The sequence below is a fragment of the Variovorax paradoxus NBRC 15149 genome (genome assembly GCF_001591365.1).
GTDB classification, from domain to species: domain Bacteria; phylum Pseudomonadota; class Gammaproteobacteria; order Burkholderiales; family Burkholderiaceae_C; genus Variovorax; species Variovorax paradoxus.
In genome coordinates, this window is the sequence record NZ_BCUT01000005.1 from 514897 (window position 1) to 537678 (window position 22782).

General features: G+C 68.8%; 20 protein-coding genes. 10 read left to right on the forward strand and 10 right to left on the reverse strand.

Annotated features, from left to right (window positions below; translation table 11 throughout):
• Positions 1-43: 43 nt before the first annotated feature.
• The 3 genes from nadB to VPA02S_RS22830 all read right to left on the reverse strand — a co-directional run bounded on the left by nadB (position 44) and on the right by VPA02S_RS22830 (position 2756).
• On the reverse strand, positions 44-1615 hold the full coding sequence (gene nadB, locus VPA02S_RS22820) for an L-aspartate oxidase (RefSeq protein ID WP_062365706.1): 1572 nt from the start codon (positions 1613-1615) through the stop codon (positions 44-46).
• 29 nt (positions 1616-1644) lie between these two features.
• Positions 1645-2481: a segregation and condensation protein A gene (locus VPA02S_RS22825; RefSeq protein WP_015866865.1), complete on the reverse strand. Its 837-nt coding sequence runs from the start codon at positions 2479-2481 to the stop codon at positions 1645-1647.
• 68 nt (positions 2482-2549) lie between these two features.
• Complete coding sequence (locus VPA02S_RS22830; RefSeq protein WP_015866864.1) at positions 2550-2756, reverse strand: DUF3460 family protein; 207 nt, start codon at positions 2754-2756, stop codon at positions 2550-2552.
• A gap of 69 nt (positions 2757-2825) precedes the next feature.
• Between VPA02S_RS22830 and VPA02S_RS22835 the strand changes: the two genes are divergently transcribed.
• Complete coding sequence (locus VPA02S_RS22835) at positions 2826-3299, forward strand: hypothetical protein (RefSeq protein WP_062365708.1); 474 nt, start codon at positions 2826-2828, stop codon at positions 3297-3299.
• Here VPA02S_RS22835 and VPA02S_RS22840 read toward each other — a convergent pair.
• From VPA02S_RS22840 to VPA02S_RS22860, 5 genes are all read right to left on the reverse strand, one after another.
• Positions 3296-4972, reverse strand: coding sequence for a SulP family inorganic anion transporter (locus tag VPA02S_RS22840; RefSeq protein ID WP_062365710.1), 1677 nt, complete (start codon positions 4970-4972; stop codon positions 3296-3298). The genes VPA02S_RS22835 and VPA02S_RS22840 overlap by 4 nt on opposite strands.
• Before the next feature lie 69 nt (positions 4973-5041).
• Positions 5042-5266: a hypothetical protein gene (locus VPA02S_RS22845; RefSeq protein WP_015866861.1), complete on the reverse strand. Its 225-nt coding sequence runs from the start codon at positions 5264-5266 to the stop codon at positions 5042-5044.
• Positions 5267-5288: 22 nt separating this feature from the next.
• Entirely contained in the window at positions 5289-6461 is a 1173-nt protein-coding gene (locus VPA02S_RS22850; protein ID WP_062365711.1) for a CaiB/BaiF CoA transferase family protein, read from the reverse strand.
• Complete coding sequence (locus VPA02S_RS22855; protein WP_062365713.1) at positions 6458-7432, reverse strand: Bug family tripartite tricarboxylate transporter substrate binding protein; 975 nt, start codon at positions 7430-7432, stop codon at positions 6458-6460. The genes VPA02S_RS22850 and VPA02S_RS22855 overlap by 4 nt, the downstream gene beginning before the upstream one ends.
• 44 nt (positions 7433-7476) lie before the next feature.
• Complete coding sequence (locus tag VPA02S_RS22860) at positions 7477-8232, reverse strand: enoyl-CoA hydratase/isomerase family protein (RefSeq protein WP_062365715.1); 756 nt, start codon at positions 8230-8232, stop codon at positions 7477-7479.
• Positions 8233-8290: 58 nt separating this feature from the next.
• Between VPA02S_RS22860 and VPA02S_RS22865 the strand changes: the two genes are divergently transcribed.
• Positions 8291-8962 carry a GntR family transcriptional regulator gene (locus VPA02S_RS22865; protein WP_015866857.1) on the forward strand — a complete coding sequence of 224 codons (672 nt, stop codon included), beginning with the start codon at positions 8291-8293 and terminating at the stop codon, positions 8960-8962.
• Between the two features lie 36 nt (positions 8963-8998).
• Here VPA02S_RS22865 and metG read toward each other — a convergent pair whose 3' ends face one another.
• The gene (gene metG / locus VPA02S_RS22870) at positions 8999-11110 is read right to left on the reverse strand and encodes a methionine--tRNA ligase (RefSeq protein WP_062365716.1); all 2112 of its coding nucleotides are present in this window, start codon (positions 11108-11110) and stop codon (positions 8999-9001) included.
• 72 nt (positions 11111-11182) lie between these two features.
• Here metG and VPA02S_RS22875 point away from each other — a divergent pair, with 72 nt between their 5' ends.
• The 4 genes from VPA02S_RS22875 to VPA02S_RS22890 all read left to right on the forward strand — a co-directional run bounded on the left by VPA02S_RS22875 (position 11183) and on the right by VPA02S_RS22890 (position 14452).
• Entirely contained in the window at positions 11183-11821 is a 639-nt protein-coding gene (locus VPA02S_RS22875) for an LbetaH domain-containing protein (protein ID WP_062365719.1), read from the forward strand.
• A 122-nt stretch (positions 11822-11943) separates the two neighbouring features.
• Complete coding sequence (locus VPA02S_RS22880) at positions 11944-12975, forward strand: isocitrate/isopropylmalate dehydrogenase family protein (RefSeq protein ID WP_062365721.1); 1032 nt, start codon at positions 11944-11946, stop codon at positions 12973-12975.
• A gap of 26 nt (positions 12976-13001) precedes the next feature.
• A complete protein-coding gene (locus VPA02S_RS22885) occupies positions 13002-13718 on the forward strand; it encodes a phosphodiester glycosidase family protein (RefSeq protein ID WP_062365723.1) in 717 nt (238 codons plus the stop codon).
• A 47-nt stretch (positions 13719-13765) separates the two neighbouring features.
• A complete protein-coding gene (locus VPA02S_RS22890) occupies positions 13766-14452 on the forward strand; it encodes a YceH family protein (protein ID WP_062365726.1) in 687 nt (228 codons plus the stop codon).
• A 49-nt stretch (positions 14453-14501) separates the two neighbouring features.
• Here the strand turns inward: VPA02S_RS22890 and VPA02S_RS22895 are convergent, their stop codons facing one another.
• Positions 14502-15695: a patatin-like phospholipase family protein gene (locus tag VPA02S_RS22895; RefSeq protein ID WP_027730193.1), complete on the reverse strand. Its 1194-nt coding sequence runs from the start codon at positions 15693-15695 to the stop codon at positions 14502-14504.
• A 104-nt stretch (positions 15696-15799) separates the two neighbouring features.
• Between VPA02S_RS22895 and apbC the strand changes: the two genes are divergently transcribed.
• From apbC to fdhF, 4 genes are all read left to right on the forward strand, one after another.
• Positions 15800-16891: an iron-sulfur cluster carrier protein ApbC gene (gene apbC, locus VPA02S_RS22900; RefSeq protein ID WP_015866850.1), complete on the forward strand. Its 1092-nt coding sequence runs from the start codon at positions 15800-15802 to the stop codon at positions 16889-16891.
• 15 nt (positions 16892-16906) lie between these two features.
• Complete coding sequence (locus VPA02S_RS22905; protein ID WP_018906440.1) at positions 16907-17851, forward strand: LysR substrate-binding domain-containing protein; 945 nt, start codon at positions 16907-16909, stop codon at positions 17849-17851.
• A 247-nt stretch (positions 17852-18098) separates the two neighbouring features.
• The gene (locus VPA02S_RS22910) at positions 18099-19844 is read left to right on the forward strand and encodes an NAD(P)H-dependent oxidoreductase subunit E (protein WP_049809675.1); all 1746 of its coding nucleotides are present in this window, start codon (positions 18099-18101) and stop codon (positions 19842-19844) included.
• Complete coding sequence (gene fdhF, locus VPA02S_RS22915; RefSeq protein WP_062365728.1) at positions 19841-22714, forward strand: formate dehydrogenase subunit alpha; 2874 nt, start codon at positions 19841-19843, stop codon at positions 22712-22714. Before VPA02S_RS22910 ends, fdhF begins: the two co-directional genes overlap by 4 nt.
• Positions 22715-22782 lie beyond the last annotated feature (68 nt).

The window sequence follows — 22782 nt, forward strand, 5'->3', positions numbered from 1 at the left end:
CCGGGCATCCTTGAGTGAAGAAAACGTGAAAAGCGGGTGGTTTTCAGTCCGCCGAGGGCACCAGCACGGTCGGTGCGGTCGGCTCGGCGAGCGAGGGATAGTCGCGGCTGAAATGCAGCCCGCGGCTTTCGTGGCGGGCCTGGGCGCAGCGCACGATCAGCTCGGCCACCTGCACCAGGTTGCGCAGTTCGAGCAGGTCGCGCGTGACGTGGAAGTTCGCGTAGAACTCCTGGATCTCGGCCTGCAGCAGCGCGATGCGGTGGCTCGCGCGCTCCAGGCGCTTGTTGGTGCGCACGATGCCGACGTAGTCCCACATGAAGCGGCGCAGCTCGTCCCAGTTGTGCGAGATGACCACGGCCTCGTCGGCATCGGTCACGCGGCTTTCGTCCCAGGCCGGCAGTTCGATGCGCTCGCGCGCCGGTGCCGCGGCAATGGCGGCGGCCGCGGCGCGTGCGAACACCATGCACTCGACCAGCGAATTGCTCGCAAGGCGGTTGGCGCCGTGCAGCCCGGTGCAGGCAGTCTCGCCGATGGCGTAGAGGCCGGGCAGGTCGGTGCGCCCGGCCAGGTCGCTCAGCACGCCGCCGCAGGTGTAGTGCGCGGCCGGCACCACGGGGATGGGCTCGCGCGTGATGTCGATGCCCAGCTCGGCGCAGCGCGCGAGGATGTTGGGGAAATGTTCTTTAAGAAATGCCGGCGGCTGGTGCGAGATGTCCAGGTGCACGCAGTCCAGCCCGTGCTTCTTCATCTCGAAGTCGATGGCGCGCGCCACCACGTCGCGCGGCGCGAGTTCGGCGCGCTCGTCGTGCTTTGGCATGAAGCGCGTTCCGTCGGGCAGCTTGAGCAGCCCGCCTTCGCCGCGCACCGCCTCGCTGATCAGGAATGACTTGGCGTGCGGGTGGTAGAGGCAGGTCGGGTGGAACTGGATGAATTCCATGTTCGATACCCGGCAGCCCGCGCGCCAGGCCGCGGCAATGCCGTCGCCGGTGGCGGTGTCGGGGTTGGTGGTGTAGAGGTACACCTTGCCCGCGCCGCCCGTGGCCAGGATGGTGTGCGGCGCGCGGAAGGCCAGCACTTCATCGGTTTGGTCGTCGAGCGCATAGAGGCCCGCGCAGGCGGGATCCTTCAGGCCGAGCCCGGTGCCGGTGACGAGGTCGACCAGCGTGTGGTGCTCGAAGAGCGAGATGTTGGGCGTGCGGCGCACCTGCTCGATCAGCGTGCGCTGCACGGCCGCGCCGGTGGCGTCGGTCACGTGCACGATGCGGCGCTGGCTGTGGCCGCCTTCGCGCGTCAGGTGCAGGCCGCCGCCTTCCTCCGAGAACGGCACGCCGAGCTCGCGCAGCCAGGCGATGGCCTCAGGCGCGCCCTCGACGACCAGGCGCGTGGCCTCGGGGTCGCAGAGGCCGGCGCCGGCCACCAGCGTGTCTTCCACATGGGCGTCGAAGCTGTCGCCCGCGGCCAGCACCGCAGCGATGCCGCCCTGCGCCCAGGCGCTGGAGCCGTCGTTGAGCGCGCGCTTGGTCAGCACGGCCACGCGGTGCGTGGGCGCCAGATGCAGCGCGGCGGAGAGGCCTGCAAGGCCGCTGCCGACGATGAGGACGTCGAAGTCGTGCACGGCGGATTTCTCGGAAGTAGGAAAGAGGCTCAGGCGGGCGAGTAGGCCAGCCGCACGTAGATCGGCGCGAAGGCCTCGGCCTGCGTGATGTCGATCAGCGTTTCCTTCGCGAGCTCGAGCATCGCGATGAAGGTGACGATCAGCACCGGCGCGCCGCGCGACACGTCGAACAGCTTCTCGAATTCGACGAAGCGCTGCCCCTGCAGGTGGCGCAGCACGATGCTCATGTGCTCGCGCACGTTGAGCTCCTCGCGCGAGATCTTGTGGTGCTGCACGAGCTTGGCGCGCTTCATGATGTCGGCCCAGGCGTCGCGCAGCTCGATCACGTTCACATCCGGAAAGCGCGGCTTGAGCGACTGCTCGATGTAGACCTGCCCCTTCCAGAAGTCGCGTCCGTAGGTCGGCAGCGCGCTGATGGCGGCGGCCTGCAGCTTGGTCTGCTCGTACTCGAGCAGGCGGCGCACGAGCTCGGCGCGCGGGTCTTCGGCCTCTTCGCCGTCGGCCACCTTCTTGGGCGGCAGCAGCATGCGCGACTTGATCTCGATCAGCATCGCGGCCATCAGCAAATACTCGGCCGCGAGCTCCAGGTTGGTCTGGCGGATCTCGTCGACGTAGCTCAGGTACTGCCGCGTGAGCCCCGCCATCGGGATGTCGAGGATGTTGAAGTTCTGCTTCCTGATCAGGTAGAGCAGCAGATCGAGCGGGCCCTCGAAGGCCTCGAGGAAGACCTGCAATGCCTCCGGCGGGATGTACAGGTCCTTCGGCATCGCGAACAGTGGCTCGCCATAGAGCCTCGCGAGCGCGACCTGGTCGACCACTTCGGGCATGCTGGCCACGAGCGTGTCGCTGTCCTCGTTGTCCTTCATCGGGTGCTTGCTATCATTTCAATAGCTGCGCACGACGGCGGCAAACGATGGATGCCGGCTGGGCACCATTACTTGGCTTGGGTCTGGTAGACGTACGGCTGCTGCGGCACGCGGGCTTCGCTGTACTCCTCGAGCAGGCTGCGGTCGAGGTGCTTGTCCCAGAGCAGGGCGCGGCCGGCGCGCTGTTCGGCTTCCAGCGTCGGCTTCTTGGCTTTCATCTCCTCGATGAAGTTGGTGATCTCGGAGGTGTAGTGGGGGCGGCGGAAGATGGACATAGACTGGACCTTTGTGGCGCGAATTTTACCGGGGATGGAATGAAGCAGCGAAAACAGTGGCGGATCGGCATGGCGGCGGCACTGCTGGCGGGTGTGATCGGGCTTGCGGGCTGCGACAACCAGCGCATCAGCGAACTGGAAGAAGGCGTCTCCACCGAAGCCGACGTGCGCGCCAGGTTCGGCCAGCCCGAGAACATCTGGGATGCGCCGAACGGCCGCGTGTTCGAGTACAACCGCCAGCCGCAGGGCCAGAAGAACTACATGATCACCATCGGCGCCGACGGCAGGATGAGCGCGCTGCGCCAGGTGCTGACGCCCGAGAACTTCGCCAGGGTGCAGCCGGGCATGATGATGGAAGACCTGCGCAAGATGCTCGGCAAGCCCGCGAAGATCACGCCCTATGCACTCAAGCGCGAAACCGAGTGGGAGTGGCGCTGGGTCCAGCCGCCGAATTCGCCCATGGTGTTCACCGCAACCCTCAACGACGACCAGCGCGTGGTGCGCAGCGGCTCGTCGCCCGACCGGAGCACCGAGGCCAACTAGCCTTCGGTGCCGTGCGGCTGGCCGCTCGTCAGCTCGTCGGCAAACCCCGAGCGCACGATCACCTCGAGCGGCTGCGGCTGCAGCGATTCCACCCGCAGCAGCCCGCCGCGCGCCAGCACCGCGCGGTGCAATTGCCGCAGCGCGTCGACGCCCGTGGCGTCCAGGTAGATGAGGTGCGTGGCGTCGAGCACCACCGTCATGCCGCGCGGTGCGCTTTCGGCCGCGTTGACGGCCTCGTCCAGCTTGGCCGCCGCCCCGAAGAACAGCGCGCCGTAGAGCCGGTAGGTGAGCACCGGCGGCTGCATCGTGACCAGCTCGACGCTGAACAGCTCGCTCATGCGCCGGATGAAGAGCGCGCAGGCCAGCACAAGGCCCGCCTGCACCGCCACCGTCAGGTCGAACACCACCGTGAGAAAGAAGGTGCCGAGCATCAGCAGCCGGTAATGGCGGCTGAAGTGGCGCAGCTGCCCCGGCGTGAACTCGCGCCATTCGCCCATGTTCAGGCCCACGAAGACCAGGATGCCCGCCAGCACCGCGAGCGGCACGTGGCGCGCGAGCGGCGCGGCCAGCAGCACCACCACCATCAGCGTGACCGCATGCACGATGCCCGCGATCGGCGAGCTGGCGCCCGAGCGGATGTTGGTCACGGTGCGCGCGATGGTGCCGGTGGCCGGCATGCCGCCGAAGAAGGGCGCCACCACGTTGGCGATGCCCTGGGCCATCAGCTCCTGGTTCGGATCGTGGCGCGGCTGGCCGCTGAGCTGGTCGGACACGCGCGCGCACAGCAGCGACTCGATGGCGCCCAGGATCGCGATGGTCAGCGTTGGCGTGACCAGCTGCTTGACCGTTTCCCATGAAAAGTCGGGCAGCGCAAAAGCCGGCAGGCCTTCGGGAATGCCGCCGAAGCGCGTGCCGATGGTTTCCACCGGCAGGCTGAAGCCCCACGACACCAGCGTGAGCGTGACCAGCGCGACGATCGGCCCCGGCATGCGCGAGCCCACCTGCACCGCGCGCGTGCGCGCCATGCGCCCCGCCAGGCGCTGCACCGCATGGCCCACCTTCGATTCGCCCTGCAGCAGCAGCGGCCAGATCGCAAGGCCGGCCAGGCAGGCCAGCCCGAGCGCGAAGGCATAGGGATTGAAGGTGCCGATCTGCAGCGCCATGGCATGCAGCTGCGAGAACACGTCCGCCGGCATCTTGGCGACCGTGAGCCCGAGCAGGTCCTTGAGCTGCGACAGCAGGATGAGCACCGCGATGCCGTTGGTGAATCCGACCACGATCGACAGCGGCACGAAGCGCACCAGCCGCCCGAGCCCGAACAGCCCCGCAGTGAACAGCAGCACGCCGGCACAGGCGGTGGAAATCAGCAGGTTGGCCACGCCATAGCGTTCGACGATGCCGTAGACGATCACGATGAACGCGCCGGCCGGCCCGCCGATCTGCACCGCCGAGCCGCCCAGCAGCGAGATCAGGAAGCCCGCGATGATCGCCGTCCAGATGCCGGCCTCGGGCTTGAGCCCGGAGGCGATGGCAAAGGCCATGGCCAGCGGCAGCGCCACGATGCCCACCGTGGCGCCGGCCCCCAGGTCCTTGAAGAAGCGCTCCCGGCTGTAGCTCGCCATCGCGTCCAGCAGGCGCGGGCGGAAGCGGGTGATGTTCAGCGGTGACTGCATGTGGCGCCATTGTGACCCGCGCGCCGCGTGCGCAGGAAGGCTTGCGGGCAGCGCCGGGGCGCCGCCGGCTCAGTCGCTGTCGGGAATCACCGCGTCGGCGGCCGCGCCCACGGCCTTGCCGGTGATGCGCGCGGTGCCGATGGCGGCATCGGCCGCGAGCCCGACCGCGCCGGCGCCCACGCTCACGGCGGTGCTGGCCACGGTGACCACGGCGCAGCCGCCCAGCAGCAGGGCGCCGGCGAGGCCGAGCGCCGCGAGAACGAAGGGGCGGAAGCGGGGGCGGGGGCTTTGCATGCGCGGATTTTGCACCGCGCGCTCATTGCCGCGCCAGCCCCGCCAGGATGGCCTCGCGGTCCTGGTCCAGCCGCGGCGGCTGCCTTGCCACCTGCGTGCGGTGCCCGCCCACGTGCACCGGGTTGCCCGCCACCGTGAGCGGCCGGCCGCCCTGCGTGCGGACCTGCACCAGCATCTCGCGCGCCTGCACCTGCGGATCGTTCACCACCGCGGCCACGTCGTTGTACTCGCCGGTGGGAATGTTGTGCTGCATCAGCAGCGCCTGCCAGTGCGCGCAGGGCGCAGTGGCCAGGCGCTCTTCGAGCAGCTGCTTCAGCGCCTCGTGGTGCCGGCAGCGCTCGGGGTTGGCGGCAAAGCGCGCATCCTCGGGCAGCGCCGGCAGCTCGAGTGCCGCGCACAGGCGCTGGAACAGCGCATCGTTGCCCGCGGCGATCACGAACCAGCCGTCGGCCGCGCGGAACACGTCGAACGGCGTGATCGACGGATGCCGCGAACCGATCGGCCCGGGCGCGCGCCCGTCGGCCTCCATGCGCGAGATCGCGTTCTCCAGCAGCGCGACCTGGCAGTCGAGCATCGCCACGTCCACGCGGTCGCCCAGGCCGGTGCGTCCGCGCTGCAGCAGCGCGGCCTGCGTGCCGACGGCCGCGTACAGGCCGGCGCCCAGGTCGCCGATCGACACGCCCACGCGCGTGGGCGGCGCGCCCGGGTGGCCGGTCAGGCTCATGATGCCGCCCATCGCCTGCACCACCATGTCGTAGGCGGGCCGCCGGCTGTAGGGGCCGGTCTGGCCGAAGCCCGAGACCGAGGTGAACACCAGCCGCGGAAAGCGCGCATGGAGCTGCGGCCAGCCGTAGCCGAGCTTCTCCATCGTGCCGGGCCGGAAGTTCTCGACCAGCACGTCGGCCGTGGCCAGCAGCTGTTCGAAGACGGCGCGGTCGGCCGGTGCCTTCAGGTCCAGCGCGATCGACTCCTTGTTGCGGTTGACCGACATGAAGTAGGCCGAGTCGCCGTCGACGAAGGGCCCGATCTGCCGCGCGTCGTCGCCCAGGCCCGGCTGCTCCACCTTGATCACGCGCGCGCCCAGGTCGGCGAGCAGCAGCGTGCAGTAGGGCCCCGCGAGCACGCGCGTCAGGTCGATGACGGTGAGGCCCTGCAGCGGGCCCCCTGGCGAGCCTTGCAATGCGGCCGGCGTCATTCGACGGTCGCGCCGGAGCGCTCGGTGAGTTCCTTCGATTTCGTGCCTTCGGCCTGCGCCCAGCTGCGGAATTCGGCCAGCGACTTCGAGGGCGCCGCCTCGTTGCCCGATTTTTCGAGCCGCGCCTTCACCTCGGGATCGTTGAGCGCCGCCACGCTGGCGTCGAACAGCTTCTGCGCCAACTCGGGCGGCAGGCCGGCCGGTGCGAACAGGCCAAACCAGAAGGTGAAGTCATAGCCCTTCACGCCGGCCTCGGCGACGCTCGGCACGTCGGGAAAGAGCGGCGAGCGCTGGCCCGAGGTGACAGCCAGCACGCGCAGCTTCTGGCCCTGCGCCATCGGCAGCACCGAGGGCGGTGTGCCGAAGGTGAGCTGCACGTCGCCGGCGGCCACGGCCTGGATCGACGGCGCGCCGCCCTTGTACGGCACGTGCAGCATGGTCACGCCCGCGGCCTTCTCGAACGACAGGCCCGCCAGGTGCGTCACCACCCCGGTGCCCGACGACGAATAGGCCAGCTTGCCCGGGCTCTGCCGCGCCTGGGCGATGAGCGCCTGCACGTTCTGCGCGCTCACGTCCTTGTTGACCGCGAGCAGCATCGGCGCGGAGCTCCAGCGCGAGATCGGCACGAAGCTCCTGGCGCCGTCGTACTTCACGGCCTTGTAGAGCAGCTTGTCGCTGCCGTAGAGGTTGCCGCTGCCCAGCAGCAGCGTGTAGCCGTCGGGCGCCGCGCGCGCGACCTGGTCCGACGCGATGGTGGTGCCCGCGCCGGGCTTGTTGTCGATGACGATCGGCTGCCCGAGGATCTTGGCCAGCTTGTCGCTCACGATGCGCGCCACCGTGTCGGCGCCGCCGCCCGCGGGGAAGCCCACCACCAGCGTGATCGGGCGCGAGGGGTAGCTGTCCGCGATCGCGCCGGCCGAGGCGAGCCATGCCACGGCCGCGAGCGAAACGGCCCGGATTTCTTTCTTCATGCCTTGTCTCCTGTGTCTTGTCGGGGCGCCGGGGAAGGCCGCGCTCAGCGGCCCTTGAAGACCGGCGGGCGCTTCTCGCGCCAGGCGCGGCCGCCTTCGGCCAGGTCTTCGGATGCGACGGTGCGCTGCACCTCGTGCTGGATCGACGCGGCATCGGCCGTGCCGCGCGCGATCTGGTTCAGGTGCTTCTTCATGCCCAGCAGCGCGAGCGGCGCCATGCCGGCGAGCGTGGTGCGAAGGCGCAGCACTTCGGCGTCGAGCGCCGCCGCGTCGTCCACCAGATGGGTGAGGAATCCGCAGTCGCGCATCGCGCTGCCGTCGAGCTTCTCGGCCGTGAGGAAGAGCCGCTTGGCCGTGTCCAGCCCGAGGCGGGAGACATAGCGCTCCATGCCGCTCTGGTAGTAGTGCAGGCCGAGCCGGGCCGCGGGCATGAACATTTCGGCAGCGCGCACGCCTACGCGGAAGTCGCAGGCCAGCACCAGGTCGGTGGCGCCGCCGAACACGCCGCCATGCACCGCCGCAATCGTGACGGCGCGGCAGTTTTCCAGCGCATCGACCATCTCGCCGAAACTGCGGCCCTCGGTCTGGCTGCTGGTGGCGACCTCTGATATATCGTAGCCACTGCAAAAATACTTGCCCTCCGAGCGGACCACCAGCACCAGCACGCCGGGCGAGCCGTTCACCGTCTCCAGGTGGCCGACGATGGCCGGCAGGTCTTCCGGCGTCAGCTTGTTGGCGGCCTGCGGACGGCGCAGCGTGAGATAGGCGACGTGGCCGTCGATCTGGAGGGTGGGAAGCATTGATGTACCAAATAGATCAATTGATATATCTACAAGGTTAGCTAATATCCACGCACCCATGCAACCCGCGAAAACCCTCGACGCCAGCAGCCTGCAGGACCAGATCCGCGGCCGGCTTGAAAAAGACATCCTGGACGGCACGCTGTCGCCCGGCATGCCGATCGACGAAAAGGCGCTGGCCGCGAGCTTCAACATCTCGCGCACGCCGGTGCGCGAGGCCCTGCTGCTGCTGAGCGCGCGCGGGCTGGTCGACATCGTTCCGCGCACCGGCATCTACGTGCGCCAGCTGCGCGCGAACGAACTCGTCGCCATGATGGAAGCGCTCGGCGAACTCGAAGGGGTGCTGGCGCGGCTGGCGGCGCTGCGCATCGGGCCGGCGCTGCGCGTCGAACTGCAACGCGCGCTCGAAGGCACGGCCGCCCGGGCGCAGGCGGACGACGCGGAGGGCTACCAGCTTGCCAATGCCGCGCTGCACGACGTGATCTACCGCGCGAGCGGCAACCCCTTCATCGTCGAGCAGGCGCAGACCGTGCGCCTGCGCATCGCGGCCTACCGCGGGCGGATGTTCGAGAAGCCCGGTCGCCTGGCCGCCTCGCAGCGCGAGCACGAGCGGGTGGTGGAGTGGATCCTCAAGGGCCATGCCGACAACGCCGCGGAGGCGATGCGCGACCACATCTCGGTGGGCGGCAAGGTGTTTGCCGACCTGGTGCTGGTCAACAAGCTCGGCTAGTACTCGGCTAGTAGTTACCCAGCCGCAGCCTGTTTCTCAGCGAACGCGCATGCCCGGCGTCGCGCCCGGCCAGGGCTCGAGCACGTGGATGCCGGGGTGGGCTTTTTCGTCGCCATGGCTTGCGGCCAGCACCATGCCTTCGCTGATGCCGAACTTCATCTTGCGCGGCGCGAGGTTGGCGACCAGCACCGTGAGCTTGCCCACGAGCTGCTCGGGCTGGTAAGCGGAGGCGATGCCGCTGAACACGTTGCGCAGAACAGGACTCCCCTGCGGGTCGGTGCCCTCGCCCGCGTCGAGCGTCAGGCGCAGCAGCTTGGTCGAGCCCTCGACCTTCTCGCAGGCGACGATCTTTGCGATGCGCAGGTCGATCTTCGCGAAGTCGTCGATGGTGATGGCGGGCGCGATGGCTTCGCCGCCCGGCAGCGATTCTTCTGCCGCGGCGGCGGCCGGTGCGGGCTCTGGCGCGTCGAACAGCTTGTCGACCATCTTGGCGTCGGCGCGCTGCATCAGGTGCTTGTATTCGCCGATGGCGTGGCCGGCCGGCAGGCTCTGCGCGGCGTCGGCCCAGGCGAGCGGCTCGATCCTGAGGAAGGCCTCGACATTGGCGGCGAGCGCCGGCAGCACCGGCTTCAGGTACAGCGTGAGCAGGCGGAAGGCCTCGATGCACACGGTGCACACGTCGTGCAGCCGCGCTTCCTGGCCTTCCTTCTTGGCCAGTTCCCAGGGCTTGTTCTGGTCGACGTACTCGTTCACCTTGTCGGCCAGCGCCATCACCTCGCGCAGCGCGCGGGCGTAGTCACGGCCGTCGTAGAGCGAATGCAGCTGCGGCGCTGCATCGCGCAGCGCGAACAGCAGTGCGTCGCCGTCGGCCGACACCTCGCCCAGCTTGCCGCCGAAGCGCTTGCCGATGAAGCCCGCCGCGCGGCTCGCGATGTTGATGTACTTGCCCACGAGGTCGCTGTTGACGCGCGCGACAAAGTCTTCGGGGTTGAAGTCGATGTCCTCGTTGCGGCCGTTGAGCTTGGCCGCGATGTAGTAGCGCAGCCATTCGGGGTCCAGACCGATCGACAGGTACCGCAGCGGGTCGATGCCGGTGCCGCGGCTCTTGCTCATCTTCTCGCCGCTGACCGTCAGGTGGCCGTGCACGTACACCGCATCGGGCGCCTTGCGGCCGCTGAAGTGCAGCATCGCGGGCCAGAACAGGGTGTGGAAGGTGATGATGTCCTTGCCGATGAAGTGCACCTGCTCCAGGTCGGGGTCGGCCATGTACTCGGTGTACGAGATGCCGTCGCCGCCCAGCTCGATGCAGCGCTTGTCGAGCAGGTTCTTCAGCGAGGCCAGATAGCCCACGGGCGCATCGAGCCACACGTAGAAGTACTTGCCCGGCGCATCGGGAATCTCGATGCCGAAGTAGGGCGCGTCGCGGCTGATGTCCCAGTCGCCGAGGCCGCCCTTGCCTTCGTCGTCCTTGTAGAGCCACTCGCGGATCTTGTTCTGCACCTCGGACTGCACATGGCCGGGTGCCGCGGTCCATTCCTTCAGGTAGGCCTCGCAGCGCGGGTCCGAGAGCTTGAAGAAGAAGTGGTCGGAGCTGCGCAACTCGGGCTTGGCGCCCGACAGCGCCGAGTAGGGGTTGATCAGCTCGGTGGGCGCGTACACGGCGCCGCACACCTCGCAGTTGTCGCCGTACTGGTCCTTGGCGTGGCAGTTGGGGCACTCGCCCTTGATGAAGCGGTCGGCCAGGAACATGCCCTTTTCGGGGTCGTAGAACTGCTCGACGCTCTTGGTTTCGATCAGGCCGTTGGCGCGCAGGTCGCGGTAGATGTCCTGCGCGAGCTGGTGGTTCTCGGGCGCGTCGGTCGAGTGCCAGTTGTCGAACGAGATGTAGTAGCCGTCCAGGTAGGGCTTGCGGCCCGCGGCGATCTCGGCCACGAAGGCCTGCGGCGTCACGCCGGCCTTGTCGGCCGCGATGGTGATGGCTGCGCCGTGCGCGTCGTCGGCGCAGACGAAGTTGACGTCGGCGCCATTCATTCGCTGGTTCCGCACCCAGATGTCGGCCTGGATGTATTCCATCATGTGGCCGATATGGAACTTGCCGTTGGCATACGGCAGGGCGGTGGTGACGAAGAGCTTGCGCGGGGCGGACATCGGGGAGGGCGCTTTCGGGGAGTGGGCGACGAACTTGCGGGAACCGGGCATTTTAGGTGGCAGCATCGCAGCATGCCGAATGCCATCGATCTCACCGCCTACATCGCCGGCTTTGCCGCCTCGCCGCTCGCGCGCTGGGGTGGGCTGGTGCCCTGGGAAATCACCGCGCGGGCGGCGGAAATCGTCCGCGAACTGCTCGTGGCGCTGCCGGCGGGCGAATTTGCCGTCGAAGGCGAAGTGGCGATCCACCGCAGCGCCACCGTGGAAGCCGGTGCAGTGCTGAAGGGGCCGTTGATCATTGGCGCCGGCTGCTTCGTGGCGGCCGGCGCCTATCTGCGCGGCGGCAACTGGGTGGGCGAGCGCTGCACCCTCGGCCCGGGCTCGGAGCTCAAGTCGTCCTTCGTCTTCGCGGGCACGGCCCTTGCGCACTTCAATTTCGTCGGCGATTCGGTGCTGGGCGCAGGCGTGAACCTGGAGGCCGGCAGCATCGTCTGCAACCACCGCAACGAGCGTCCCGCCAAGCAGATCTTCGTGCGAGGCGGCGAGGGCGGCGCATTGCAGGCCACGGGCAGCGAGAAGTTCGGCGCGCTGGCGGGCGACGGCGTGCGCATCGGTGCCAACGCGGTGATCGCGCCCGGCGCGCTGCTGCGTCCCGGCCTCGTGATCGCCCGCGCTTCGCTGCTCGACCAGGAGTTGCCGGACCCCCAGTGACCCGAAAGGCGCCGGGGTGTCTCCGGCGCGACGTATGCTCCATGCCGCGCGTTTTGCGAACGCCCTCTCTGCTGATAGGGCAAAGAGATATACAAGATGGATATACAGAAAGCGAGTTTCCGATGACCACCCCCATTCCCGCAACCCTGATTCCCGGCGATGGCATCGGCCCCGAGATCGTCGACGCCACCCTGGCCGCGCTCGATGCGCTGAAGGCGCCCTTCGAATGGGACCGCCAGATCGCCGGCCTCGGCGGTGTCCAGGCCTCGGGCGATCCGCTGCCGCAGGCCACGCTGGACAGCATCCGCCGCACCCGCCTGGCCCTCAAGGGCCCGCTCGAGACGCCCTCGGGCGGCGGCTACCGCTCGTCGAACGTGCGGCTGCGGGAGGAATTCCAGCTCTACGCCAACCTGCGCCCCGCGCGCACCATCATTCCGGGCGGCCGCTTCGACAAGATCGACCTGATGGTCGTGCGCGAGAACCTCGAGGGCCTGTACATCGGCCACGAGCACTATGTGCGCATCGACGGCGATCCGCACGCCGTGGGCATGGCCACCGGCATCAACACGCGCCAGGGCTGCCTGCGCCTGCTCGAATACGCCTTCGAGACCGCCATTGCCGCCGGCCGCAAGAAGGTCACGCTGGTGCACAAGGCCAACATCATGAAGGTGCTGACCGGCCTGTTCCTGGAGACGGGCCTCAGGCTCTACGAAGAGAAGTACAAGGGCAAGTTCGAGCTCGACACCATCATCGTCGACGCCTGCGCGATGAAGCTGGTGCTCAATCCGTGGCAGTTCGACATGCTGGTGACGACCAACCTGTTCGGCGACATCCTGTCCGACCTGGTGGCGGGCCTGGTGGGCGGCCTGGGCATGGCGCCCGGTGCCAACATCGGCGCCGATGCGGCGATCTTCGAGGCCGTGCACGGCTCGGCGCCCGACATCGCCGGCAAGGGCATCGCCAACCCCACGGCACTGCTGCTGGCCGCCGCGCTGATGCTCGAGCACGTCAGGCTGCCCGATCTGGCCACGCGCCTGCGCAAGGCCATCGACGACACGCTCAACATCGACAAGGTGCGCACCGGCGACCTGGGCGGCAGCGCCGGCACGGCGGCGTTCACCAAGGCGCTGGTCGCCCGCATCCAGAACGGCTGAAGCCAGAGGCGGCTTTCCGTGGCTTCATGAGAAAGCTGCTGCTCCTGCTGGCGTTGTGCCTGGCCGGTGCGGCCAGCCTGGCATCCGCGGCCGCCGCCGAGCCGCGCTACACCGTCGTGAAGATCGACGTGCGCAAGGAGCGGCTCGAGCTGTTCCTGCACGATGACAGCGGCGCCCCGTTCAAGCGCTTCGACCGCCTCGAAGCCTGGCTCGCCGCGCGCAACCGGCAGCTCGTGTTCGCCATGAATGCCGGCATGTACCACGCGGACTTTTCCCCGGTCGGCCTGCTGGTGCAGGAGGGACGCGAGGAGGCGCCGCTCAACCTGGCGGCCGGTGCGGGCAACTTCTTCCTCAAGCCGAACGGCGTGTTCCTGGTGTCCGATGCGGGGCCGCGCGTGGTCGAGTCGTCCGAATATGCGGCGCTGCCGAAAGAGGGCGTGCGGCTGGCGACCCAGTCGGGCCCGCTGCTGCTGCGCCGCGGCGTGGTGCATCCCGCCTTCATCCCGGATTCCGATTCGCGCAAGATCCGCAACGGCGTGGGCGTGTCGGGCCACACGGCGATCTTCGTGATCAGCGAGCAGCCGGTGAACTTCTACGAGTTCGCGCTCTACTTTCGCGACGTGCTGCATTGCCGCGACGCGCTCTATCTCGACGGCACCGTGTCGGCACTGCATTCGCGTGCCTTGCGGCGCAGCGACTTCACCAGGGAGCTGGGACCGATACTCGGCGTGGCGGTGCCGTGAACAAGCGGCCCTTGCCGCCCTCGTTTTCATTCAGGATTCCTTGAGCAATGACCCAGGCCCTTCCCATTCTTTCGCTCGTCGAAACCCGCGTGCTCGGCGTGCTGGCCGAGAAGCAGCGCACCGTGCCCGACAGCTATCCGCTGACGCTCAATTCGCTGGTGTCCGGCTGCAACCAGAAGACCAGCCGCAACCCGGTGCTCGACCTGAGCGAGGCCCAGGTGCAGGCCGCCATCGACAGCCTCAAGGGCTACAGCCTGGTGGCCGAAACCAGCGGCGGCCGGGCATTCCGCTACGAGCACAACATCGACCGCGTGCTGCGCATTCCGTCGCAGTCGGTGATCCTGCTCACGGTGCTGATGCTGCGCGGTCCGCAAACGGCGGGTGAACTGCGCATCGCCTGCGACCGCATGCACAACTTCGCGGACATTTCGTCGGTCGAGGGTTTTCTCGACGAGCTCGCCGAGCGGCCGGCCGGCGCACTGGTGGTGAAGCTCGCGCGCTTGCCGGGTGCGCGCGAAAGCCGCTGGGCGCATCTTTTGAGCGGCGCGCCGGCGGAAGAGCTTGCGGGGCCGGGTGGTGCATCGGCCGACGGGGCGTATGCATCGCACGATGCATCGCTCGGCGAGGTGGCCGCGCTCAAGGCCAACGTGGCGCGGCTCGAGGCTGAGCTCGCATCGCTGAAGGCGCTGGTGGGGCGGGTGTGCTCGGAGCTTGGGATTTCCGACGCGGGGTAGCGCGTTGAGGAGTGTTCCTGGCGACAGCGGCGGTGCGCGCTGACCTGCTTCAGGCCGCCGCATCCCACCCGAAGAAGCTCAGCACCTCGGCCTGCTGGCGCAGCGTGTCGGCACGCCCGAGCGCCATCAGCTCGCGCGTGTAGCCCGCCTCGAACAGCAGGTAGCTCGCGAGCGCGCCGCCCTTCACGTCGGCCGCAACCTTGGAGCCGCCCAGCAGGTGGCGCACCGCGCCGGGCAGTGCATCGACATGGCGCGCCGCGATCACGTCCAGGCGCTCCGACGGCGCGATCACCAGCAGGTCGAGCGGGCGCAGCGTGCTCGATGCGCGCGCTTCCTCGGGAATGAGGCCGAGCGTGTGGTTGATGCGCCGCAGCCGCTCGATGTCCACCGCCAGCGCATCGAGAAAGATGCTCGACAGCGCATGGCCCGCGATCTGCGCCATGGTGGGATAGCCGCTGTAGGTGTTGGGCGCGTCGGCGTCGCGCGGCTCGTGCATGCGGCCCGCGCCGATCACCAGGATGCGCTGGGCACCCAGGTGGATGGCCGCGGCGATGGGCGCCGACTGGCGCATCGAGCCGTCGCCGAAATATTCGGTGTGCCCCTGCATCGGCAGCGCGGTGGCCGGAAACACGAAGGGAATGGCCGACGAGGCCAGCAGGTGCGCGTGGCTGAGGCGGTCGCGCACCGACAGCCGCTGCGAACGCACCCAGGGCTCCATCGGCACCGCGGCCTCGAAGAAGGTGACGTGCTCGCCCGAGCTGTAGCTCGACGCGGTCACGGCCAGCGCCTGCAGGTGGCCCTGCTGCATGAGCCGGGGCAGGCGCTCGAGCGGCACCATGCGCGCCAGCAGCTCGGCCAGCGGCGCGTTGTCCAGCAGCGAGCGCGGCTTGATGCGCATCCAGTTGGCGGCAAAGCGCCCGAGCCCGAGCAGCATGCGCCAGCGCGTGCCGCTGCCGAGCACCGAGAGCGAATCGGCGCGGTAGACCTGGCCCGCGTGGAAGTCGCGCCAGACCTGCGCGATGCGCTCGACGGCCCCGTCGAAGTCGTCGGCGCCGCAGGCCAGTGCAGCCGCATTGATGGCGCCGGCCGAGGTGCCGGTGATCACTTCGAAGGGATTGCGCCGGCCGGCCAGGCCCGCCGCGCGCCGGATGCCGGCAATGGCCTCGAGCACGCCGACCTGGTAGGCGGCCCGGGCGCCGCCGCCGGTGAGCAGGAGACCGGTGGCGGGGGGTGTCTCTGGCATTTGATAGGGATATTGTTGTCCCCGGTGGGGGAAAGGCGATGCATGCGCACCCGGGGGCGAGCCATGAGACCCACTAGACTACCCGCCATTCAGGAGTTAGATCAATGGCACTCACCCCAGAGGGGCTCATGGACGCGCTCAAGGCCGTCGCAGACCCCAACACCGGCAAGAATTTCGTGGCGACCCGGTCGCTCAAGAACCTGCAGATCGCGGATGGCGACGTGTCGTTCGACCTCGAGCTCGGCTACCCGGCCAAGAGCCAGCACGCGGCCATGCGCAAGGCGCTGGTGGCGGCCGCAAAGACGGTGCCGGGCGTGAGCAACGTCTCGGTCAACATCACGACCAAGGTCATCAGCCATGCGGTGCAGCGCGGCGTGCAGCTGATGCCCAACGTGAAGAACATCATCGCGGTGGCGTCCGGTAAGGGCGGCGTGGGCAAGAGCACCACCGCCGCCAACCTGGCGCTGGCGCTGGCCGCCGAAGGCGCGGCGGTCGGGCTGCTGGACGCCGACATCTACGGCCCGAGCCAGCCGATGATGCTGGGCATCGAGGGCCGGCCCGAGAGCGAGGACGGCAAGACCATGGAGCCGCTCGAGAACCACGGCGTGCAGGTCATGTCGATCGGCTTCCTGGTCGACCAGGACGAAGCCATGATCTGGCGCGGTCCGATGGCCACCCAGGCGCTGGAGCAGCTGCTGCGCCAGACCAACTGGAAGGACCTCGACTACCTGATCGTCGACATGCCGCCCGGCACCGGCGACATCCAGCTGACGCTTTCGCAGCGCGTGCCGATGACCGGCGCGGTGATCGTCACCACGCCGCAGGACATCGCGCTGCTCGATGCCAAGAAGGGCATCAAGATGTTCGAGAAGGTCGGCGTGCCGATCCTGGGCATCGTGGAAAACATGGCGGTGCACATCTGCTCCAACTGCGGCCACGTCGAGCACATCTTCGGCTCCGAAGGCGGCAAGAAGATGGCGGCGCAATACCAGATGGACTACCTGGGCGCGCTGCCGCTGGACATCAACATCCGCCTGCAGGCCGACAGCGGCAAGCCGACCGTGGTGGCCGACCCCGACGGCGAAGTGGCCGGCATCTACAAGGCCGTCGCACGCCAGGTGGCCGTGGGCATTGCCGAGAAGGCCAAGGACTTCTCGGCGAAGTTCCCGACCATCTCCATCAGCAAGAACACCTGACCGGCGGCGCGCCCCGTGAATCTTCTCGCGTCGATGCGCTACCTGGTCGCGCTCAGCGAGCACAAGCATTTCGGACGCGCGGCGCAGGCCTGCCACATCACGCAGCCGGCGCTGTCGAATGCGCTGCGCTCGCTCGAAAGCGAATTTGGCGTGGTCATCGTCAAGCGGGCGCGCGTCTACGTGGGCCTCACGCACGAAGGCGAGCGGGTGCTGGCCACGGCCCAGCGCATGCTGCGCGACAACGAGGTGCTGCAGCAGGAGCTGCGCAGCGAAGAGGGCCATCCGCGCGGGCGGCTGCGCATGGCGGCCGTGCCCACCGCCATTCCGATGCTGTCGCGCTTTGCCGCGATGCTGCACGAGATGCATCCGGGCATCGTGCCGGCGGTGCTCTCGATGAGTTCGCAAGAGCTGGAAACGGGGCTTGAAAGCCTCTCGGTCGACCTCGCGCTCGGCTACACCGAGCGCATGCATTTGCCGGGCATCAAGCTCACGGCATGGCCGCAGAGCGTGGAGCACTACTTCCTGCTGCGGCGCGCGGCCAAGCCCTCGGCCGACCGGCTGCGCATCGGCCAGCCGATCTCGTGGGCCGAGGCCGGCCAGCGGCCGCTGTGCCTGCTCACGCCCGACATGCACAACCGCTCCATCATCGACCAGGCGCTGCGCGACGCCGGCATTGCGCTGGAGCCGGCCATCGAAACCAACTCGGTACTTACCCTTGCATTGGCCGTGCTCGCGGGCACCGTGAGCAGCGTGCTGCCGGGGTCGATGGTCGCGGCCGTGCGCAGCTACCGCGAGCTGGAGGCCTTGCCGCTGGTCGCCCCCGAGGTCAAGACGCCGCTGGGCTTCATGACCCAGACCGGCGTGCGCCCCTCGCGCGCGCTCGATGCCGCCCTGGTGTTCCTGCAGACGCCGGCATGGCGCGAGCAGGTGCGGCTGCACAGCGGCGCGCTCGGCGAATAGCCTCGGCGCGGCACCGTCGCCTGACGGGGGCCATTTAGTTATTGAATCGATCGATGTGCCGATCGAATTTGACGCGCCCAGGGCCGCCCCACACACTCGGTCAGCTCTCAAGCCTTGCTGGGGGGCATTCCCGAGACATCGAAAAAAGGCCCAGGCAGTGAACAACCACCCAGCCACGACCCGCGAGACAACAACAAAGGCAGCAGCCAGCACGCACACCATCGTGCCGCTCGCCACCGCCGACGAAATGCGCGAGCGCATCCGCCGCAAGAGCAAGCTCAAGGGCCGCCAGCCCGACGAAGCGGCGCTCGTCGAAGTGCGCACGCTGATCGGCGCGCGTCCGGCCGAGGGCCACCGGCGCGACCTGCTCATCGAGCACCTGCACAAGCTCAACGACGCCTTCCGCTGCCTGCACGACCGCCACCTGGTGGCGCTGGCGCGCGAAATGAACATCCCGATGGCCGAGGTCTACGAGGTCGCGACCTTCTATCACCACTTCGAGGTGGTGCGCGGCGACGAGGCCGCGCCGGGCCTCACGGTGCGCGTGTGCGACGGCCTGGCCTGCGAACTGGCCGGTGCCAGGGATCTGCTGGCGCGGCTGCCCGAACTGCTCGGCGTCGAGGGCGGCGACGTGCGCGTGATTGCGGCGCCCTGCATCGGCCGCTGCGAGCAGGCGCCCGCGGTGGCCGTCGACCGGCAGGCCGTGCCGCTCGCGACCACGGCGAAGGTGCTGCAGGCCCTGAAGTCCGATCCTGAGGAAGCCACGGTCGCGTACTTCGACGCGGCCGCGTTCGCCGAAAAAAGCATCTCGCCGCTGCCCGGCGCCATCGAGCGCATGCCGGCCTTCACCGACTACGCCACCTACCGCGCGCACGGCGGCTACGCGCTCGCGTCCGCGCTCGTCAACGGCGAGGAAGACGCCGAAGCCATCATCAAGACCATGGAAGACTCGGGCCTGCGCGGCCTGGGCGGTGCGGGCTTTCCGGCCGGGCGCAAGTGGCGCATCGTGCGCGACCAGCCGGCGCCCCGGCTCATGGCGGTCAACATCGACGAAGGCGAGCCCGGCACCTTCAAGGACCGCACCTACCTCGAGCGCGATCCGCACCGCTTCCTCGAAGGCCTGGTGGTGGCGGCGCAGATCGTCGGCATCGAGCAGTGCTACATCTACCTGCGCGACGAATACCACGACTGCCGCGCGCTGCTCGAAACCGAGCTGGCGCGGCTGCAGGCCGATCCGCCCTGCGCGCTGCCGCGCATCGAGCTGCGGCGCGGCGCGGGCGCCTACATCTGCGGCGAAGAGTCGGCCATGATCGAAAGCATCGAGGGCAAGCGCGGCGAACCGCGCATGCGCCCGCCCTACATCGCGCAGGTGGGCCTGTTCGGCCGCCCGACGCTGGAACACAACTTCGAAACCCTCTACTGGGTGCGCGACATCGTCGAGAAAGGCGCGGCCTGGTTCAGCGGCTTCGGCCGCCATGGCCGCAAGGGCCTGCGCAGCTTCAGCGTGAGCGGCCGCGTGAAGCACCCGGGCGTCAAGCTCGCGCCCGCGGGCATCACGGTGCAGGAGCTCATCGACGAATACTGCGGCGGCATGCTCGACGGCCACTCGCTCTACGCCTACCTGCCCGGCGGCGCGTCGGGCGGCATCCTGCCGGCGCGCATGAACGACATTCCGCTCGACTTCGACACGCTGCAACCTTACGGCTGCTTCATCGGCTCGGCCGCGGTGATGGTGCTGAGCCAGCACGACCGCGCCCGCGACGCCGCGCTCAACGTGATGCGCTTCTTCGAGCACGAAAGCTGCGGCCAGTGCACGCCCTGCCGCGTCGGCACCGCCAAGGCCGCGGCGCTGATGCATGCGCCGGTGTGGGACAACGCCACGCTCGAAGACCTCGCGCAGGTCATGGGCGACGCCTCCATCTGCGGACTCGGACAGGCGGCCCCCAACCCGATCCGCTGCATCCAGCAATACTTCCCGGAGGAGGTGGCATGAACGCCCCGTCCAAGCTCGCGGAGCTGATGCCGCAAACCATCGAATTCACCCTCGACGGCCAGGCCATCCAGGCCTTCGATGGCGAGACCATCTACAAGGCGGCCGAGCGCCACGGCGTCGAGATTCCCCACCTGTGCTTCAAGGACGGCTACCGCGCCGACGGCAACTGCCGCGCCTGCGTGGTCGAGGTGAAGGGCGAGCGCACGCTCGCGCCCAGCTGCTGCCGCAACGTGACGGCCGGCATGGAAGTGAAGGCCACCAGCGAGCGCGCGCTCAAGAGCCAGAAGATGGTGGTCGAGATGCTGCTGTCCGACATGCCCGACCAGGGCTACAAATGGATCGGCGATGACGCCACCCAGCAGCACGGCGAGCTCAGCGCCTGGGCGAAGAAGCTCGACATCGCGGTGCGGCCCGAACTCAAGGCGCTGCGGCGCGAGCAGCCCAAGGCCGACATCTCGCACCCCGCGATGGCCGTCAACCTCGATGCCTGCATCCAGTGCAACCGCTGCGTGCGCGCCTGCCGCGAAGAGCAGGTCAACGACGTCATCGGCTACGCGCTGCGCGGCGGCGACAGCAAGATCGTGTTCGACCTGGACGACCCGATGGGCGACAGCACCTGCGTGGCCTGCGGCGAATGCGTGCAGGCCTGCCCGACCGGCGCGCTGATGCCCAAGAGCCACATCGGCTCGCAAGCTGTCGACCGCAAGGTCGATTCGGTGTGCCCGTTCTGCGGCGTGGGCTGCCTCGTGACCTACAACGTCAAGGATGAGAAGATCGTCAGCGTCGACGGCCGCGACGGCCCGGCCAACCACAACCGCCTGTGCGTGAAGGGCCGCTTCGGCTTCGACTACGCGCACCACCCCCAGCGCCTGACCAAGCCGCTGATCCGCAAGGCCGGCATGCCGAAGGATTTCGGCGATGCACCGCGGCCGGACGACTGGAGCGAGTATTTCCGCGAAGCCACCTGGGAAGAGGCGCTCGCGCTCACCACCGGCAAGCTCTCGGGCCTGCGCGACAGCCACGGGCCCAAGTCGCTCGCGGGCTTCGGCTCGGCCAAGGGCAGCAACGAAGAGGCCTACCTGTTCCAGAAGCTCGTGCGCACGGGTTTCGGCAGCAACAACATCGACCACTGCACGCGGCTGTGCCACGCCTCCAGCGTGGCCGCGCTGCTCGAAGGCGTGGGCTCGGGCGCGGTGAGCAACCAGGTCAACGACGTGGAGCATGCAGGGCTGATCTTCGTCATCGGCTCCAACCCCACGGCCAACCACCCGGTGGCCGCCACCTGGATGAAGAACGCCGCCCAGCGCGGCGCCAAGATCGTGCTGGCCGACCCGCGCCGCACCGACATCAGCCGCCATGCCTGGCGCACGCTGCAGTTCAAGGCCGACACCGACGTGGCCATGCTCAACGCGCTGATCCATGCCGTGATCGACGAAGGCCTGGTCGACCAGGAGTTCGTGCGCACGCGCGCCAGCAACTACGAGGCGCTGCGCGAGAACGTCAAGGGCTACAGCCCCGAGGCGATGGCGCCGATCTGCGGCGTGCCGGCCGAAACGCTGCGCGAAGTGGCGCGCGCCTTTGCCACGGCCAAGGGCGCGATGATCCTCTGGGGCATGGGCGTGAGCCAGCACGTGCACGGCACCGACAACGCGCGCTGCCTCATTGCGCTGGCCACCGTCACCGGGCAGATCGGCAAGCCGGGCTCGGGCCTGCATCCGCTGCGCGGCCAGAACAACGTGCAGGGCGCGAGCGACGCGGGCCTGATCCCGATGATGTTCCCCAACTACCAGCGCGTCGACAACCCAGCGGTGCATGCGTGGTTCGAGGATTTCTGGGGCACGCCGCTCGATGCGACGCCGGGCTACACCGTGGTCGAGATCATGCACAAGGCGCTCGCGCCCGACAGCGATCCGCACAAGGTGCGCGGCATGTACATCATGGGCGAGAACCCGGCCATGAGCGACCCCGACCTGAACCATGCGCGCCATGCGCTCGCGAGCCTGGAGCACCTGGTGGTGCAGGACATCTTCATGACCGAGACCGCGTGGCTCGCCGACGTGGTGCTGCCCGCAAGTGCCTGGCCCGAGAAGACCGGCACGGTGAGCAACACCGACCGCATGGTGCAGCTGGGCAAGCGCGCGCTCAACCCGCCGGGCGACGCGCGGCCCGATCTCTGGATCATCCAGCAGATCGCCAGCGGCATGGGCCTCGGGTGGAACTACGAGGGCGAGGAATCGGGCGTGGCCGCGGTCTACGAGGAGATGCGCCAGGCCATGCATGCGGTGATCAGCGGCATCAGCTGGGAGCGGCTGCAGCGCGATTCGAGCGTGACCTACCCTTGCCTCAGCGAGGAAGATCCGGGCCAGCCCACGGTGTTCATCGACGACTTCCCCACGGCCGACGGCCGCGTGAGGCTGGTGCCGGCCGACATCATTCCGGCGGACGAGCGGCCCGATGCCGAGTACCCCTTCGTGCTCATCACCGGCCGCCAGCTCGAGCACTGGCACACCGGCAGCATGACGCGCCGCGCCACGGTGCTCGATGCGCTCGAGCCCATGGCCACGGCCTCGATGAACCAGGCCGACCTGCTGAAGCTCGGCCTCGAGGCCGGCGACGTGATCACCGTGCAGTCGCGCCGCGGCGAGGTGGCCATCCACGTGCGGCGCGACGACGGCACGCCCAGCGGCGCGGTGTTCGTTCCCTTCGCCTACTACGAGGCGGCGGCCAACCTGATGACCAATGCCGCGCTCGATCCCATGGGCAAGATCCCGGAGTTCAAGTACTGCGCGGTGCGCATTGCGCGCGGCGGCCAGCCGATGGCGGCGGCCGGCTACGGCACCGGCTCCGGCGTGCTCGCGGCGGTGGACTGAGGGCGGGGCGGCGAGGGCGCGGGGCCATGGTTTAACCTTGGCGCCAAGCTCCTCCCGCACCGTTCCTT

Coding starts and splice junctions, on each gene's coding strand:
- VPA02S_RS22885 (WP_062365723.1), top strand. CDS start 13,002: ATGAGAAAGCTGCTGCTCCTGCTGGCGTTGTGCCTGGCCGGTGCGGCC.
- fdhF (WP_062365728.1), top strand. CDS start 19,841: ATGAACGCCCCGTCCAAGCTCGCGGAGCTGATGCCGCAAACCATCGAA.
- VPA02S_RS22850 (WP_062365711.1), bottom strand. CDS start 6,461: ATGACGCCGGCCGCATTGCAAGGCTCGCCAGGGGGCCCGCTGCAGGGC.
- apbC (WP_015866850.1), top strand. CDS start 15,800: ATGGCACTCACCCCAGAGGGGCTCATGGACGCGCTCAAGGCCGTCGCA.
- VPA02S_RS22865 (WP_015866857.1), top strand. CDS start 8,291: ATGCAACCCGCGAAAACCCTCGACGCCAGCAGCCTGCAGGACCAGATC.
- VPA02S_RS22845 (WP_015866861.1), bottom strand. CDS start 5,266: ATGCAAAGCCCCCGCCCCCGCTTCCGCCCCTTCGTTCTCGCGGCGCTC.
- VPA02S_RS22830 (WP_015866864.1), bottom strand. CDS start 2,756: ATGTCCATCTTCCGCCGCCCCCACTACACCTCCGAGATCACCAACTTC.
- VPA02S_RS22890 (WP_062365726.1), top strand. CDS start 13,766: ATGACCCAGGCCCTTCCCATTCTTTCGCTCGTCGAAACCCGCGTGCTC.
- VPA02S_RS22855 (WP_062365713.1), bottom strand. CDS start 7,432: ATGAAGAAAGAAATCCGGGCCGTTTCGCTCGCGGCCGTGGCATGGCTC.
- VPA02S_RS22910 (WP_049809675.1), top strand. CDS start 18,099: ATGCGCGAGCGCATCCGCCGCAAGAGCAAGCTCAAGGGCCGCCAGCCC.
- metG (WP_062365716.1), bottom strand. CDS start 11,110: ATGTCCGCCCCGCGCAAGCTCTTCGTCACCACCGCCCTGCCGTATGCC.
- VPA02S_RS22825 (WP_015866865.1), bottom strand. CDS start 2,481: ATGAAGGACAACGAGGACAGCGACACGCTCGTGGCCAGCATGCCCGAA.
- VPA02S_RS22895 (WP_027730193.1), bottom strand. CDS start 15,695: ATGCCAGAGACACCCCCCGCCACCGGTCTCCTGCTCACCGGCGGCGGC.
- VPA02S_RS22835 (WP_062365708.1), top strand. CDS start 2,826: ATGGCGGCGGCACTGCTGGCGGGTGTGATCGGGCTTGCGGGCTGCGAC.
- VPA02S_RS22840 (WP_062365710.1), bottom strand. CDS start 4,972: ATGCAGTCACCGCTGAACATCACCCGCTTCCGCCCGCGCCTGCTGGAC.
- VPA02S_RS22875 (WP_062365719.1), top strand. CDS start 11,183: ATGCCGAATGCCATCGATCTCACCGCCTACATCGCCGGCTTTGCCGCC.
- VPA02S_RS22860 (WP_062365715.1), bottom strand. CDS start 8,232: ATGCTTCCCACCCTCCAGATCGACGGCCACGTCGCCTATCTCACGCTG.
- VPA02S_RS22880 (WP_062365721.1), top strand. CDS start 11,944: ATGACCACCCCCATTCCCGCAACCCTGATTCCCGGCGATGGCATCGGC.